This is a genomic window from Microcystis sp. LSC13-02, from assembly GCA_002282935.1.
In the GTDB taxonomy this organism is placed as follows: domain Bacteria; phylum Cyanobacteriota; class Cyanobacteriia; order Cyanobacteriales; family Microcystaceae; genus Microcystis.
Window position 1 is genome coordinate 1 of sequence record MTBT01000135.1, and the last position, 14,999, is coordinate 14,999.

General features: G+C 42.2%; 14 protein-coding genes and 1 pseudogene. 9 read left to right on the plus strand and 6 right to left on the minus strand.

The window, feature by feature from the left end:
* Positions 1 to 212 precede the first annotated feature (212 nt).
* Together BGL89_RS08160 and BGL89_RS21465 are read left to right on the plus strand one after the other, a co-directional pair.
* Entirely contained in the window at positions 213 to 431 is a 219-nt protein-coding gene (locus tag BGL89_RS08160) for a type II toxin-antitoxin system Phd/YefM family antitoxin (RefSeq protein ID WP_002738737.1), read from the plus strand.
* Positions 428 to 526 (plus strand): annotated as a pseudogene (locus tag BGL89_RS21465) (type II toxin-antitoxin system VapC family toxin); the annotation flags it as partial. The gene BGL89_RS08160 and the pseudogene BGL89_RS21465, both read left to right, overlap by 4 nt.
* Positions 527 to 577: 51 nt before the next feature.
* Here the strand turns inward: BGL89_RS21465 and BGL89_RS08165 are convergent.
* Positions 578 to 2,875 carry a TOMM precursor leader peptide-binding protein gene (locus BGL89_RS08165; protein WP_286825291.1) on the minus strand — a complete coding sequence of 766 codons (2,298 nt, stop codon included), beginning with the start codon at positions 2,873 to 2,875 and terminating at the stop codon, positions 578 to 580.
* A 588-nt stretch (positions 2,876 to 3,463) separates the two neighbouring features.
* Between BGL89_RS08165 and BGL89_RS08170 the strand changes: the two genes are divergently transcribed.
* The 6 genes from BGL89_RS08170 to BGL89_RS08195 all read left to right on the plus strand — a co-directional run bounded on the left by BGL89_RS08170 (position 3,464) and on the right by BGL89_RS08195 (position 5,687).
* Positions 3,464 to 3,811, plus strand: a complete 348-nt coding sequence (locus tag BGL89_RS08170; RefSeq protein ID WP_002757647.1) for a rubredoxin — start codon at positions 3,464 to 3,466, stop codon at positions 3,809 to 3,811.
* 107 nt (positions 3,812 to 3,918) lie between these two features.
* Positions 3,919 to 4,911 carry a photosynthesis system II assembly factor Ycf48 gene (locus tag BGL89_RS08175; RefSeq protein WP_286825295.1) on the plus strand — a complete coding sequence of 331 codons (993 nt, stop codon included), beginning with the start codon at positions 3,919 to 3,921 and terminating at the stop codon, positions 4,909 to 4,911.
* A gap of 78 nt (positions 4,912 to 4,989) precedes the next feature.
* On the plus strand, positions 4,990 to 5,235 hold the full coding sequence (gene psbE, locus BGL89_RS08180) for a cytochrome b559 subunit alpha (protein ID WP_002749269.1): 246 nt from the start codon (positions 4,990 to 4,992) through the stop codon (positions 5,233 to 5,235).
* Between the two features lie 25 nt (positions 5,236 to 5,260).
* Positions 5,261 to 5,395, plus strand: a complete 135-nt coding sequence (gene psbF, locus BGL89_RS08185; RefSeq protein ID WP_002736175.1) for a cytochrome b559 subunit beta — start codon at positions 5,261 to 5,263, stop codon at positions 5,393 to 5,395.
* 10 nt (positions 5,396 to 5,405) lie between these two features.
* Positions 5,406 to 5,525, plus strand: a complete 120-nt coding sequence (gene psbL, locus BGL89_RS08190; protein ID WP_002735805.1) for a photosystem II reaction center protein PsbL — start codon at positions 5,406 to 5,408, stop codon at positions 5,523 to 5,525.
* Positions 5,526 to 5,567: 42 nt separating this feature from the next.
* Positions 5,568 to 5,687 carry a photosystem II reaction center protein J gene (locus BGL89_RS08195; protein WP_045362404.1) on the plus strand — a complete coding sequence of 40 codons (120 nt, stop codon included), beginning with the start codon at positions 5,568 to 5,570 and terminating at the stop codon, positions 5,685 to 5,687.
* Positions 5,688 to 6,157: 470 nt separating this feature from the next.
* Here BGL89_RS08195 and psbB read toward each other — a convergent pair whose 3' ends face one another.
* The 3 genes from psbB to tatC all read right to left on the minus strand — a co-directional run bounded on the left by psbB (position 6,158) and on the right by tatC (position 9,219).
* Positions 6,158 to 7,684, minus strand: coding sequence for a photosystem II chlorophyll-binding protein CP47 (gene psbB / locus BGL89_RS08200; RefSeq protein ID WP_149986009.1), 1,527 nt, complete (start codon positions 7,682 to 7,684; stop codon positions 6,158 to 6,160).
* A 383-nt stretch (positions 7,685 to 8,067) separates the two neighbouring features.
* Positions 8,068 to 8,379 carry a hypothetical protein gene (locus tag BGL89_RS08205; protein ID WP_002798470.1) on the minus strand — a complete coding sequence of 104 codons (312 nt, stop codon included), beginning with the start codon at positions 8,377 to 8,379 and terminating at the stop codon, positions 8,068 to 8,070.
* A 78-nt stretch (positions 8,380 to 8,457) separates the two neighbouring features.
* Positions 8,458 to 9,219: a twin-arginine translocase subunit TatC gene (gene tatC, locus BGL89_RS08210; protein ID WP_002783793.1), complete on the minus strand. Its 762-nt coding sequence runs from the start codon at positions 9,217 to 9,219 to the stop codon at positions 8,458 to 8,460.
* A 317-nt stretch (positions 9,220 to 9,536) separates the two neighbouring features.
* On the opposite strand from tatC, the gene nadA reads away from it, so the two are divergent.
* Entirely contained in the window at positions 9,537 to 10,496 is a 960-nt protein-coding gene (gene nadA, locus BGL89_RS08215) for a quinolinate synthase NadA (protein ID WP_286825292.1), read from the plus strand.
* A gap of 417 nt (positions 10,497 to 10,913) precedes the next feature.
* Here nadA and BGL89_RS08220 read toward each other — a convergent pair whose 3' ends face one another.
* Positions 10,914 to 12,371 (minus strand): DASH family cryptochrome, encoded by a 1,458-nt coding sequence (locus BGL89_RS08220; RefSeq protein WP_286825293.1) that lies wholly within the window; start codon positions 12,369 to 12,371, stop codon positions 10,914 to 10,916.
* Between the two features lie 54 nt (positions 12,372 to 12,425).
* Positions 12,426 to 14,735 carry a GumC family protein gene (locus BGL89_RS08225; RefSeq protein WP_286825294.1) on the minus strand — a complete coding sequence of 770 codons (2,310 nt, stop codon included), beginning with the start codon at positions 14,733 to 14,735 and terminating at the stop codon, positions 12,426 to 12,428.
* Positions 14,736 to 14,999 lie beyond the last annotated feature (264 nt).

Below are 14,999 nucleotides of genomic sequence, written 5' to 3' on the forward strand. Positions count from 1 at the left end.
TATCTTGAAAAAAAATGATAATTAGACAGAAGTTCTCTTGTTCACATAGAGAACTTTATCTTCTTTTGTTTTCAAAATGAGAATTGCTGGGCAAATACCCACATCGCCCCAACGTCCGCGCCCCGGACTATGTCAAGGAATGATTACCATCGTAGCTGATGACGAAGAACATTTGCAAGATTTTTTGAAAACTTAAATAGAGATTTAACATTATGACTAAATTAGATATAGCTCAAGCTAAATCCGATCTCTCAAAACTTCTCGATTTGGCAATTAACGGAGAAGAAATCGTTATTATGCAAGGCGACGAGCCAGTAGCCAAAATTTCCCCCATCAAACGACCCTTAAAACGAGGAAGTGCTAAGGGAAAAGTATGGATGAGCGATGACTTTGATGAACCTCTTGAAGACTTTCAAAATTACAGGGAATGACTTTTTTATTGGACACACATATTTTTCTTTGGTTTGTTAATGACGATCCTAGATTAAGCAATGCTCTCAAAGATTTAATTGAAGATGAGAACAATTGTAGGTTGGATTGAGGCAACGAAACCCAACACTATAATAACCCTAAAAATTTACATCCACATGGGAAAAGGATTTAATTCATCTTCTGTCAAAGCTTCTTTTAACCATCCCATGCTAACAGGAACATCATACAATCTTCCTGCCCCTAAACGCTTCCACATATGACGCATTCCGGGGACAATAACCTTGGCTACTCTTAAACCGATATCAGGACGAGTCTGATCTAATACTAACATTTCCATCCCCTTTGACTCAACAATTCGCTGACACAATTTAACATCTTCTAATAAATCATCACTGGCTAATTGTAAATAATCACTGCTTTTTTTCGGTATTATTTTACTATCGGGAACTAAATAAGATTGATTGCTTAACCTTGCCGTTTGCCACCATTTAACCGCCAAAGGATCCGCAGAAGGATTATAAATTGTTGTCCCATCGTCCTTAAAGGATAACACATTCGGTAAGATTTGATTAACCTCAGTTAACGCTCGACTAATGGCAATTTTAGGATCAAAATGCGCTCCATATCCTAATAAAATATCCTCCACTTCCCGCTCCTTTCTCGGACTAATAGCAGCAAAACAAGGGATATTCAAATCGCTAGTAATATCTAACACCCATAGCTCCCGATTTAACCCCTCATAATATTGCTTTAATTGCTCAAAATATGGCTCATCAAAGCTCTCTAAATTAACGGAAGGTTTAACTAATTGGTTATACCACCATAAAGCCACACAATCTCGTTCCACTAACTCCATAAATCCTTGTAAAATCGCTTCTTCTATCGTATTTCCTGCGGCGCATCCATTAGAATCTGCCCAACAATCTAAGGGTTCAGATTGAGAATAACCATAGTAACAATATCCCGTCGGTAAATACTTAAAATCTTGAGCAGTTAAAGACCATACAGGAGTCCAATCAATGATTCTAGTTTCATCAAAAGGTTCAGGGACTTTTTGAAACCATCCTTGATTATTCGCATTCCATTCTTCTCGATGTTGATATTGTTTTTCACTAAAACTCATACATTTGTTAGGATGAATAGGTTTATCTCCTAACTCTTGATAACTCGCTTTTTCTCTGATTTCATTCCCTTGAAAAACTCCCGAATACCGCTCAATAGCTTCACAAAATCCACTTGCTTTTGCTTGACTATCTGTACGGCCTTTTCCCGCACTTCTACCTCCAATATTTTGCCGTAAACTGGCTAAATCATCAAAGACGCTACGAAAATGATGTTTCGCTACATAAGTATGAACTAAAGCATTCCCTTGTATCTTATTTAATTCTCGCACAATTCCCGTAATAGGACTGATAAGATGTTGATAGGTTCTTAAGGTTTCTTCAGGAGAACAAAAACGATGTCCCCCATCACTGGTAAAAGCCTTTTTTCGATGTCCCAAAACCACAGGTAAAGGTGTTTTATTCAGAGAATATCCACAACTAGGACAGTTCGGACGTTTAACTAAAATATGCTCTTGAAATTGTAAATTTAAAGTATCATAAGTCATTAGTATTCCTTCTAAACGTTGATTTTTACCTTGAATAATCCATTTAAAAACCTCCATAGCCGTCATATTTAAAACTGTCTGCATTGTCGCTGAAGAAAACCCTAAAGGAGAAATTAAAGAAATCTTATTTTCTCTCTGTCTAATGATAAATTCCTCCACGGGACGATTATCTCGTAATCGTTGAGCCAAACAATGCCAACAACCAGTTTTATCGGGATAAAATAAGGGACCAATCCAGGCTAGGTTTCCTAGGGGATTAACTAATAACCAAGGCTTTTGCGAGACTAAAGCTTGTTGATTAATACTATCTAAATCAGGATGAAGATAATTATCGGTTAAAATAATGGTTAAATCCCCTTCATCTGCGACTTGAACTTGCAAGGAATTCAAAATATTGATCAAATCTTGCTGGGGAATTGAGCCTAGGCTTTTAACCGTAACCTTCAGAGATTGTAATCGTTCAAAAGCTTGGGATAGAGAAACCTGAAGATGATGGCATAAAATTGCTAAATTAGACGGCAATAATTCTTTTTTTTCTAACAAAAACCCTCGTTTATATAACTGAAAAATCGCTTTTTGAATTGCCAGACTATAATTAATAATCACTGCAAACGAATTAAAATTATTGGGATTAATCTCTTGATTTTGTAAAAATTCTAACTGAAGAATATCAATAATTTCATCAAGATTACGTTGACCATCAATTAATCTTACTAAACGATAATAAAGCGGCTCTTGGAAACAGATTGATTCTCGCTCAGATAGAAAAAATACCGTATTTGGTTCTAAGGTTTCAATTGAGTAGGCAGGATTCCAATCAAGCTGGTTGAACACAATTTTTACTCTCTTTTTAAGGGATAGTTAAGGTTGATTATATACCTATAATATAAGGTTGATAGCAGTTATCTTAATAGTGAGGTGCGAAGTTTTCGTTTTGGGGAACAGGGAGGGAGCAGCCCATTTATGCCAAAATATAAAAGCGATCGCTAAAAGTGATTAAATTTATTCAATATGATACCAAATCCGCTTTTAATAGCATGATTAACTCCCAATCCAACTTTAAAAACCCAGTTATGGATTGTTTACCCCTGCTCCGCAGCTCTGGCGCTCCCCAATCTCCTATATTTTAAACAGGATTTGGTATCAGACCCCTAATTTCTTCCCTGCCGGAAATTTCTCAATTTCTCGGAATAAATTTGAGTACCAAAATCAGGGTAAATAGCCCAAATATCAACTTAATAAAGTTTTAATAGACATTTAAGCCCTAATAGATTAATCTTACTTTTTTTAAAGCCGATATGCTGCCTCGCTAATCCTTTTAAGACTTGAAAACTTGGTATTCTGTCAGGGCTTGCCCGTGAGAGGGGTCAATTTTCAAGGATAATTTGTAACAGAGTGTTGAAAATTCCTTTAATCTTAGTCATGAGCGATCGCCCACCAGAACTAACCCTAGCCGACCAGGCCCCTGCCAACTACGAATGTCGCTCCTGCGGCTACGTTTACGACCCCAGCAAGGGAGATAGTAAAACCAACACTCCCGCTGGAACCCCCTTTGAGGAATTGCCAGAAACGTGGCGCTGTCCCGTGTGTGGTGTGCGTCGTTCCCAATTTATCAACATCGGAGCTAAAGATGCTCCTTCGGGATTCCAAGAAAATCTTAGCTATGGTTTTGGAGTCAACCGTCTCACTCCCGCACAAAAAAATATTTTGATTTTCGGGGCTTTAGCACTAGGATTTGTTTTCTTTATTAGTTTATATGGTTTAAACTAACTCAAGCACTCATTATCTTTAAATCTAACGGCTCTTATGAGCCTGTAACCCATCGGGTACAAACCCTAATCCGTCCCGATTCCTTGACCAATACCTCTGAACCATTGATGAGAAAACTGAAACAATTCGTAATAGTTCTAGCTGTAGCCTTTTTCTGCTTTAGCTGTAGTAATGTGCCATCCCTGAGCAATAGTCCTTGGCAAATCCTCACCCTCGACACTGACTCCACTTTTGCCGATATCGCCTTTACCGACGACCTGCAGCACGGTTGGTTAGTGGGAACCAAATCTACCCTCTTTGAAACCAGCGATGGGGGGAACAACTGGCAGCAAAAAGTCCTCAACCTTGGCGACGAAAAAGTTAGCTTTAGCGCCGTCAGTTTCCACAACCAAGAGGGTTGGATTGTCGGTAAACCCTCAATTCTTCTCCATAGCGAAGACGGGGGCAGCAGCTGGTCCCGTATTCTCTTAAGTGAAAAATTACCCGGTTCCCCCTACGGAATTATCGCCCTGAACGACAAAACCGCCGAAATGGTCACGGATTTAGGTGCTATCTACCGCACCAAAGACGGGGGCAAAACTTGGCAAGCTTTAGTGGAAGGTGCTGTGGGTGTGGCCCGGACAATTGTTCGTTCCCATGATGGTAAATATGTGGCCGTTTCCGCACGCGGGAACTTTTATTCCACTTGGGAACCGGGGTCAACAGAATGGCAACCCCACAATCGTCTTTCTTCCCGCCGCTTACAAAAAGTCGGTTATGGTGAAAAAGGGGAACTGTGGGCCCTGGCCCGGGGTGGTCAACTACAATTTACTAGCCCCAATGATCTCGATACATGGGAAGATAAGGTATTCCCGGAGTTTTCCACCAGTTGGGGACTTTTGGACCTCAACTACCGCAGCCCCGAAGAAATTTGGATCGCTGGTGGTAGCGGCAATCTCTTGGTCAGTCATGACAGCGGCCAATCTTGGCAAAAAGATCGCGCTGTGGAAAGTGTCCCCTCCAATCTCTATCGAATTGTTTTTATCAATTCCGACAAGGGTTTTGTCTTGGGACAAAATGGGGTTTTACTGAAATATAATCCCCCTAGCGAACCGGCCTAAAACTTGTGTCAGGGTCAAGAAAGTCTCTATTATAGAGATTGAATTTTTCAAGTCCTATCATTCCGAGGAGAACCGTCCATGTCAGGTAGTACCGGCGAACGTCCTTTTGGCGATATCGTTACCAGTATTCGTTACTGGATTATCCATAGCATCACCATCCCCATGCTCTTTATCGCAGGTTGGTTATTCGTGAGTACCGGTTTAGCTTACGATGTTTTTGGCACTCCCCGTCCCGATGAGTATTACACTCAAGAGCGTCAAGAATTACCGATCATTAATGATCGCTTTGAGGCCAAAAATCAAATCGAGCAGTTTAATCAGTAGTTTACTTTAATTAAGGATAAAAACAATGGCTAGTGGTAATCCCAATCAACCCATTTCTTACCCCATTTTCACCGTTCGCTGGTTGGCAGTTCATACCTTAGCGGTCCCCACTGTCTTCTTTATCGGTGCGATTGCGGCAATGCAGTTTATTCAACGCTAGGAGAACAATTATGGAAAGAACACCTAATCCGAATCGGCAAGCTGTCGAGTTAAATCGTACTTCTCTTTACCTAGGTTTACTCCTAGTTGCTGTCTTGGGAATTTTATTTTCCAGCTATTTCTTTAACTAATTAGTCCCGATTTATTGTCATCGCAATTAGGAGGTGTTATTCATGTTCGCAGAAGGTCGTATTCCTTTGTGGTTAGTCGCCACCATCGCTGGTCTAGGCGTTATCGCCGTGGTTGGTCTTTTCTTCTACGGAGCTTACGCTGGTTTAGGTTCCTCTCTGTAATTCCATTACGGGTAATTTTCCCCAGCAAAAAGCCGCTAGTTATTTCTTTAAACTGGCGGTTTTTTGAGTTATTTGTTAAAAGTAATGCTCGATCGAACTTTAATACCAAATCCGTTTTTAATAGTGTGATTAACTCTCAAGTTATCAATTGTTTCTCCCCACTCCCTACACCCTACACCCCACTTTCCTATACCTTTTAAACAGGATTTATTGTCCCGTTTGCAGGAGAGCTAATAATTAGGGTCTGCTGAAAAAGTTTTTCGGTGGTGGTAGGAGTCAGGAGTCAGGAGTCAGGAGTCAGGAGTTTCAGGCTTTGTTGCCCTTATCCTATTTTCTTGCACTAACATCGGACTTTAACAGGTCAAAAGCTTTATTTTAAAAGGGTTTTACCATTATTCAGCAAGCCCTAATTAACAAAAAAAGGAGTCAAAGACTTGACTCCTTTAGTTATATGGATGATTTAGCTAAAACTAAACTTCTTGTTTACGAGTGCTAAGATCACCCAATTTTTGGAATAAACCGAATTCCACTTGTTCTTCCAGATCGGGATCTACCCCGGCGAATACGTCGCGGTAGATGGTACGAGAACCGTGCCAGATGTGACCGAAGAAGAATAGTAAAGCAAAGACAGCATGACCGAAAGTAAACCAACCTCTGGGAGAAGTGCGGAATACCCCGTCAGACTTGAGGGTTTCGGTGTCAAACTCGAAAGCTTCACCGAGTTGCGCTTTACGGGCAAATTTCTTCACATCAGCAGGATCGCTGAAGACCTGACCATCGAGAGCGCCACCGTAGAAAGAAACGGTGACACCACTTTGTTCGATACTCAGTTTCGATTCCGCACGACGGAAGGGAATATCGGCGCGAACGATACCTTCCGAGTCGGTCAGGACAACGGGGAAGGTTTCAAAGAAGTTAGGCATCCGACGCACGCTGAGAACGCGACCTTCGCCATCTTTGAACACGGGGTGTCCTAACCAAGATTTAGCGATACCGTCACCGCTATCCATGGCACCAGTACGGAATAAACCACCTTTAGCGGGGCTATTACCGACATAATCATAGAAAGCCAGTTTTTCAGGGATTGCTTGGTAAGCTTCGGCGATGGTGGCTCCGTTGGCGATGCTGGCCTCGACGCGACGCTCAATTTCTTCTTGGAAATAGCCCTTATCCCATTGGTAACGGGTGGGGCCAAAGAGTTCGATCGGGGTGGTAGCATTACCGTACCACATGGTTCCAGCCACGACGAAAGCGGCAAAGAAAACGGCGGCGATACTGCTAGAAAGCACCGTTTCGATATTACCCATTCTCAGGGCTTTATAGAGTCTTTCGGGGGGACGAACGGTTAAATGGAATAAACCAGCGATAATCCCGACGATACCCGCAGCAATGTGGTGAGCTACCACACCACCGGGGTTAAAGGGGTTAAAACCAGCCGGTCCCCATTCGGGAGCTACGGGCTGCACATGACCAGTTAAACCGTAGGCATCGGAAACCCACATCCCGGGACCCCAAAGGCCTGTTTGATGGAAAGCACCGAAACCAAAACAAAGTAAACCGGATAAGAACAGGTGAATACCGAACATTTTCGGCAAATCGAGCGCAGATTCGCCCGTGCGGGGATCGATAAATAATTCTAAATCCCAGAAAACCCAGTGCCAAACCGCCGCTAGGAATAGCAGACCGGATAAGACGATATGAGCGGCGGCAACGCCTTCAAAAGACCAGAAACCGGGGTCAACACCAGTTTCGCCGGTGACGCTCCAGCCACCCCATGAACCGGTGACACCTAAACGGGCCATGAAGGGCAGCACGAACATTCCTTGCCGCCACATCGGGTTTAATACGGGGTCACTGGGGTCGAAAATAGCTAGCTCATAGAGGGCCATGGAGCCAGCCCAACCCGCTACCAGTGCGGTGTGCATCAGGTGAACGGAAATTAAACGGCCCGGGTCGTTGAGAACGACTGTGTGTACTCGATACCAAGGTAGTCCCATTGACTACGCTCCTCCTATTGACAATTTAGTGTCCACTTAGACGCTTTTTATATTCAGGGTCAAATATAAGCCCAACAATCTCGACGGTTAAGTGCAAGAGTTAGCCGACCTACATTATCCCTTGAAAATGTATCTATTCTAAAGAAGTGTAACTATTGTTAGAACAGATTTCAAGTCTTTGCGATCGATCTTCCGCCAGAATAGTCCAGATAAGGAAGTGGGGTGTGGGGTGTGGGGAGCTTTTTTCAGTGATCAGTAAACAGTAAACAGTAATCAGTGAAAAGACAGCACTGTTAATGCTATTTAATACTCCTCACTTAATACCACTCACTGAAAACTCACATCTGATCAGTGATCACTGATGACTGATAACTGATCACTGATTACTTCCTCAGCACTTCTTCGGCATTTTGCAGGATTTCGAGGACTTGTTCGGCACTAATCAAGCGTTTTAGCACCACTTGCCCGATGGTGGGGACAGTATCGGCAATTTCTGCACTCTTGGGGGCAACTTCTACCATAATCACGGCTTCTTCCACCTTATAAAGCCATAAAACCTGTTCTCCCTCTAAAATACCGATATTTAATCGCTCTATCTGCGGTGGTCGTCGCCAACTACTCGCGTGATCCCACAAACCGCCAAATTCCCACACCCGCCCTATTGTCCAACCTGCCGTTAAGAAAAAATATTTCACTTTGTTACTCAATCTAGAATCAATCTCTAGCTTTCTGGCTTAATTAGTTTTCAGCCGTCAAATTCTATCAAAAAACTGCTAACGTCCCGTTAATTTCACTACCCCAATCCCCCCAAAGTATAGACCCAAGACCGCCCCTGCTAACAGGGATTGGGTGAGAGGATCTGTGGAAGGGGTTAAAATCGCGCCTAAAATCACCGCACCCAAAACCACGAAACGCCACCCCGATAACATCGTTTGCGAGGAAATAATGCCTAAAAAGCTCAAAATCAATTGAATAACGGGAATTTGAAAGGCGATGCCGGTACTAAAAAGTAAAAGTAAGACAAATTCAAAATAGCGCTCGATCGACCAAGCTTGTTCGACCACTTCCGCCCCATAACTCACAAAAAAGTTTAAAGCGGCGGGAATCAGGGCAATATAGGCAAAAAATAAACCAGCAAAAAATAAAACACTCGATCCTAACACTACCGGGACAATTAAACGCCGTTCGCGACGGGTTAACCCCGGCAGCACAAAGAGAATAATTTGTAAGAGAATGACGGGACTAGCCACCAGTATGCCGCTATATCCAGCTACTTTTAGGGAGACGAAAAAAAATTCTCCCGGGGCCAACTGCAAAAATTTTACCCCTTGAGCAGGAACTTCCAGCACTTGTACTAGGGGTTTAACGAAGATAAAACATCCCACCGCACCCACAGCCACGGCAATTAAACTATAAAAAATCCGGCGCCGCAACTCCTCCAAGTGGTCAAATAAGGACATTTCCACTTCTCCGGGTAACTCATCGAGGAATTCAGGACTGTCTGGGGGTGGGGTTTTTACTTCTGTCGATGACATGGCTTTCGCTCGATCGTTCTCTACTCAAGCCTTTATCCTAGCATTGATACACCTTAGCCTTGAATCATTTATCAGTTATCAGTTATCAGATGTGAGTTTTTAGTGGACAGTCTTAATCAGGGGTCATTTATCAGATAAGAGAAGAGAATATCAAGTGAGCAGGATTAAATGGCAGTTTTCTGCGGTCTTTTCACTGATTACTGCTTACTGTTTACTGATTACTGAAAAAAGCTTCCCACTCCCTAATCTCCTCAAAAAAATTTGCTATGATATAGGGACTTGTTTAGTATTTGGTAAAAATAACCATAAGTCGTACCGTGTTCACAACTGTTCAACCCGCCAATCGATCGAGCTTACCTGATGACCTATTTACGGCAATTAAAGAGCTTAAACAGGAATTAAACGCCGTTATTCTGGCTCACTACTATCAAAATTCTGACATACAGGATATAGCTGATTATATTGGTGATTCTCTCGGTTTATCCCAACAGGCTGCCCGAACGCCAGCAGATGTGATCGTATTTGCGGGGGTTCACTTCATGGCAGAAACAGCTAAAATCTTAAACCCAGATAAGTTGGTATTGCTGCCGGATTTAGATGCAGGATGTTCTTTAGCTGATAGTTGTCATCCTGAAGATTTTGCTCGTTTTAAAGCCCAATATCCCGATCATATTGTGATTTCCTATATCAATTGCAGTGCAGAAATTAAGGCCATGAGTGATATTATCTGCACCAGTTCCAACGCAGTCAAAATAGTTAATCAAATCCCTGCCCATCAACCGATTATCTTCGCTCCCGATCGCAATTTAGGCCGTTACGTCAGTCAGCAAACTGGTAGAGATTTAGTTCTCTGGCAGGGTAGTTGTATTGTCCATGAAACTTTTTCCGAACGCAAGATAATAGAATTAAAAGTCGCCCATCCAGAAGCAAAAATTATCGCCCATCCTGAGTGTGAAGCATCGGTTTTACGCCATGCCGATTATATTGGTTCCACGACGGCACTATTAAATTATTCCCTGAAAAGTTCCGAAAAAACCTTTATTGTCGCCACAGAACCGGGGATTATTCACCAGATGCAAAAATCCGCCCCAGAGAAACTATTTATCCCCGCACCAGCTTTAAATAACTGTGCTTGTAATGAGTGTCCCTACATGAGACTGAACACTCTCGAAAAATTGTATCTCTGTATGCGAGATAAAACTCCAGAAATTACTATTTCTGAAGTTTTAAGAGTTAAGGCACTGTTGCCGATTCAAAGAATGTTAGAAATGTCTTAATCAGTGATCAGTTATAAGTGATCAGTTATCAGATGGCGCAATAATATTATTGTAGGGGCGAATTGCATTCGCCCTCTTTTAATAACTTCTGCTGCTCACCATAAGTGAGAGAAAGTCACCAATATGAGATGCACCCTGTGAGTTTTCAGTTCATTAGACATCTGCAAAAATTATAACCCAATCACAGCTTGCTTCTATGTCATGTACTAATAAATAGTTCGATAATCCAAATATATATCTATCATTGCTAATTCAATTTAACGGAAAAAATCTGGGGACATTAAAATCATTTTTATTTTGGTAAGTTTCTTGTCTAGAAAAAATTTTATTCTTGAGATAATATTAGGTAGAATTACACTGATTACTGATTACTGTTCACTGATTACTGATTACTGTTCACTGATTACTGATTACTGTTCACTGATTACTGAAATGCTGAAGATAAATTTTTTCGTTGTGTTTGATGGATTGAAAAAAATCGACAATGGGACGAGGATAATTAACCCCTAAAATCACCCCGTAACGCTTTTGTTCCTCTGGAGATAATTTATAAGGTTCGTGAATTTTATCGCCCTTTATTGCGGCTAATTCGGGCAACCAGTGACGTAAATAATCACCTTTGGGATCATAATCTCTCGACTGTTTAGGGATATTAAAATAACGAAATGCTCGCGCGTCATTGCCGACACCAGCAGTGTAATTCCAATTACCCCAATTACTACAGACATCGTAATCAACTAATAACGACTCGAACCATTCTGCTCCCATACACCAATCAATACCGAGATTTTTGGTCAGAAAACTAGCGACATTTTGCCGGCCACGATTTGACATAAATCCTGTAGCGGCTAATTCTCTCATATTAGCATCTACAAGGGGATAACCGGTTTTTCCCTCACACCAGAGATTAAATTTTTCCCAATCTTCTAACCAAGGTAAATTAAGTCCTTGCAAACCAGATTTATAGAAGATTGTATTACCGTGTTTACTGCCAATAAATCGGAAAAAATCTCGCCATAATAATTCAAAAATTAGCCAATAGGTAGAGTCATTTTTTACTCTTATTTGCTCATATTTTTGTACTTCCTCATAGATATAACGGGGGGAAAGACAGCCAAAACTTAACCAAGCTGAGAATTTTGAGGAATAATTAGTCCCTAACATTTCATTGCGGGTTTCCTTATAGGTTTTTAAGGAATCACTATCCCAAATATATTCCTTAACCCGTGATTTTCCTGCCATTTCACCCCCTTGAAACGACAAAACACCTCGCCAGTCTAAAATTAGTTCTGTTAAGCCTAAATCGTTTAAACTGGGAAGGTTTCCCAACTCTATTTTAGGCAATTTTGTCAACTTTTTCGGCGTGGGATAAGTTGTTCTTATTTGCCAATGACGTTCTACTTGTTTACGAAAATTAGTAAATAATTCTGGTAATTGATTAATGGTAAAAGGTAAATCATCAGGATGATATAAAGTGGCTGTCCAAAAAGTTTTTATCTGCACAGGAACCCCGGATAAAGCCTTATTTACCGCTTTTTCTACCGCTAATTCCTCTGCTGTTACCTCTTGATGATAATAAACCCTAGCTATTTGCAATTCTTGAACTAATTGCGGGATAATTTCTTCTGGTTTTCCCCGTCGGATAATTAAATTACCGCCTAAACTTTCCAGAGATTGTCGTAAATTTGCTACGCTTTCTAATAAAAATTTAGCCCGGAACTTGCCTGTTTTGGGAAACCCGTAGGAAGTAAGACCAAATTGACGCTCATCAAAACAATAGAAGGGAATTATCTCTAATTGTTCTTGAATAGCGCGATAAATTGCCTCGTGATCGTGAACCCGCAGATTATTGCGATACCAAATTAAAACCCGCATTTAACATCAATTAAAAGTTGATAACTGATAAATAGTAACTGAGATGAGATTTAATTATCTTTTGCCGTAGTAATGGCCATAGTAACGATAATTGTGGTCTTTCCGACTAACATTATTAGCCACTAAACCTAACACGGAAATGTGGGATAATCTCAGATCTTCCAGCAGATTTTTAAGCGCAAAGCGATCGGTTTTGCCCAGTTTGGTGACGAGAATTAGGCCAGTGGCCATGGCGGCGAGAATTTTGGCATCGGCAAAAGCGGCGAGCGGTGGTAGATCGTAGATAATTAGATCGAAGAGGTGGTCTTGCTGTAATTGCGAGATCATCTCCTGCATTCTCTGGGAAGAAAGCAAACGGCTTGGAGCTGGGGGAATTGAACCGGCGGTAAGAATCGATAAATTCTCGTAACGGGGTAGGGATTGAATTGCCTCGTTCCAATCGAGACCCTCGGCGAGGACATTACTAAGGCCGTGGTCGTTATCGAGATTAAGTCGCAGGTGAATCCGGGGTCGTCGCAGGTCGGCATCCACCAATAAGACTCTTTGTCCCATACGAGCGGCCGCCTTAGCGATATTGATTGCCATAGTGGTTTTACCATCTCCCGGTGATAGAGAACTAATCACGAGGGACTTGAGGGGGGAATCGGAACCGAGGAGGCGAATATTGGTGTTAAGAGTGTGGAAAGCCTCCGAGAAGGGCGAGAAATTATAGTAGGAGGGGTTTTCGTTGGCTGATTTGGCAGTAGTATTAGGGATAGTAATTTTGCGATCGCCGACTGTTAACTGGGGTAGGGCGGTGTTCACTTTTTCGATCGTACCGAGGTCTTTTTGCCAAGGAATTGCACCTAAAAGGGGTAGCTTGGCATCTTCTTTTAGTTCATCTGCACTGTGATGAACGGGGTCTAATCTTTCAGCTAAAAAGGCCGCCCCTATACCTAGCAACAGGCCACCGATAAGCCCCAACGCCAGATTTCGCACGGGTTTAGGAGAAACGAAATCTTCCTCTACTTCTGGTGGAGAAATTAGTTGCCAAGGCATCACTTGTTGTGCCACCTTGAGTTGGAGTTTTTGTTGTTCCTCCAGAAAACGGCCGAGACTGGTGGTGGCGATTTCCAATTCTCGCTGCAAATCCGTATAACGACGGGATAGTACGGCTAGGTTTTTGACCGAGGCTTTCTGTTGTTCCAGAGCTTGGGCAAGGGATTCTACCTTAATTTCTAGGGTTTGGCGAGTGTTAGCGGCTTCCACCAATTGTTGGGTTAATTCTACTCGCAAAGCGCTTCGTGACACCAAAGCCGGGGAATTACCCACTGTCTGGGGCAGTTTTTCCCCTAGGGTTCTCTGGGCTTCGTTTTGCAGTAGGGGCAGTAAATTAGCCCGTTTTTCCTCTAGGGTGGCGATTATCGGGCTATCCTTGGCAAAAACTGCCGATTGTTTCGCCAATTCCACTTCCACTTCTTGCAACTGCTTGAGCAAATCTTGATAACCGGGAGATTCACTGAGATAAGTAGCGATAATTGCTTGATTAGGGTCTAATCCCACCTGTTGCTGTAAAGCTTGAGAGCGAGAGTTAATTTCGTTAAGGGCGACTTGGGCGACTCTGTACTCCTGTTCGATGCTGGTTAACTGTTGTGATAAACGAGTCGCCTCTTTATCGGGATCCAGGAAATTGTATTGCTGCCGGAATTGCTGCATTTGTTTTTGTAGAGAATTAACTCGTTCCCGCAGCACGGGCAATTGAGCATTGACAAAATCCAAACCTTGATTAATTTCGGTCTTGCGTTCCTGAGAACTATAGTTTAGGTAATGACGGGCTAAATTTTCTAAAACCAGCTTGATTTTTTCTGGTTCCGCATCTTGATAGGAAATTTCTAAAACTTTCGTATCTTTTAGTTGACTAACTTTGAGATCAGATTTGCCAGTCTTACTAATTAAATCACTGTAGGTAAAGTCGGGATATTGAGGAGTTATTTTACTAAGGATGGGGTTAAGGAGTTGAGGACTGGTTAAAACAGCGATTTGGGTATCATAATCGATGTCTTCACCACCTAACTGAGGTAGGATATCTTGGGCTGCCAGTCTCGAAGAACTTTTATTTTCCTCAATCGGTTGACCGATGAGCAGCAGGAATCTACCTTGATAGATGGGGGTTTTTAAGAAAGTATAAGTAGCGATCGCACTTGTCACCCCTAGGGTGATGCCAGCGATTATCAACCAGCGATGCTTGACCACAGAAAGGACTTGACGCAGGTTGATTTCTTCTTCTTCCTGCGTCACGGAGGGGATAAAAGCCGGTTGAGCAAAAATTGTTAGATTTTCCTGGCTTTGGGCTTTCAAAGCCCCGTTTTGTTGGTTGTTCATCATTAATCAAATAGTCAAGGGATAACTGTATTAGACCGCATCTAGTATGCCAGTATAGCTTGAGAATAATTTGGGAATTTGTCCAAACATGGTATCTATTTAAAATAGCCTCAAGCCCTTATAGAGTCAGGAATATGACATCTAAAGCTGAGATTGACTTCGGGACACTTTAAGGATTTGACATCCTCGCCGCCGTAAAACGGACGGCGATTCCTCACCACGCCACTTTTTTAGGGTGGTCGCTGAATGGGGTTGACGCTTCACCGA

What these genes read in the sequence shown, in the direction of transcription:
- BGL89_RS08160 (WP_002738737.1), top strand. Translation starts at nt 213, where the DNA reads ATGACTAAATTAGATATAGCTCAAGCTAAATCCGATCTCTCAAAACTT.
- BGL89_RS08170 (WP_002757647.1), top strand. Translation starts at nt 3,464, where the DNA reads ATGAGCGATCGCCCACCAGAACTAACCCTAGCCGACCAGGCCCCTGCC.
- BGL89_RS08175 (WP_286825295.1), top strand. Translation starts at nt 3,919, where the DNA reads ATGAGAAAACTGAAACAATTCGTAATAGTTCTAGCTGTAGCCTTTTTC.
- psbE (WP_002749269.1), top strand. Translation starts at nt 4,990, where the DNA reads ATGTCAGGTAGTACCGGCGAACGTCCTTTTGGCGATATCGTTACCAGT.
- psbF (WP_002736175.1), top strand. Translation starts at nt 5,261, where the DNA reads ATGGCTAGTGGTAATCCCAATCAACCCATTTCTTACCCCATTTTCACC.
- psbL (WP_002735805.1), top strand. Translation starts at nt 5,406, where the DNA reads ATGGAAAGAACACCTAATCCGAATCGGCAAGCTGTCGAGTTAAATCGT.
- BGL89_RS08195 (WP_045362404.1), top strand. Translation starts at nt 5,568, where the DNA reads ATGTTCGCAGAAGGTCGTATTCCTTTGTGGTTAGTCGCCACCATCGCT.
- psbB (WP_149986009.1), bottom strand. Translation starts at nt 7,684, where the DNA reads ATGGGACTACCTTGGTATCGAGTACACACAGTCGTTCTCAACGACCCG.
- tatC (WP_002783793.1), bottom strand. Translation starts at nt 9,219, where the DNA reads ATGTCATCGACAGAAGTAAAAACCCCACCCCCAGACAGTCCTGAATTC.
- BGL89_RS08220 (WP_286825293.1), bottom strand. Translation starts at nt 12,371, where the DNA reads ATGCGGGTTTTAATTTGGTATCGCAATAATCTGCGGGTTCACGATCAC.
- BGL89_RS08225 (WP_286825294.1), bottom strand. Translation starts at nt 14,735, where the DNA reads ATGATGAACAACCAACAAAACGGGGCTTTGAAAGCCCAAAGCCAGGAA.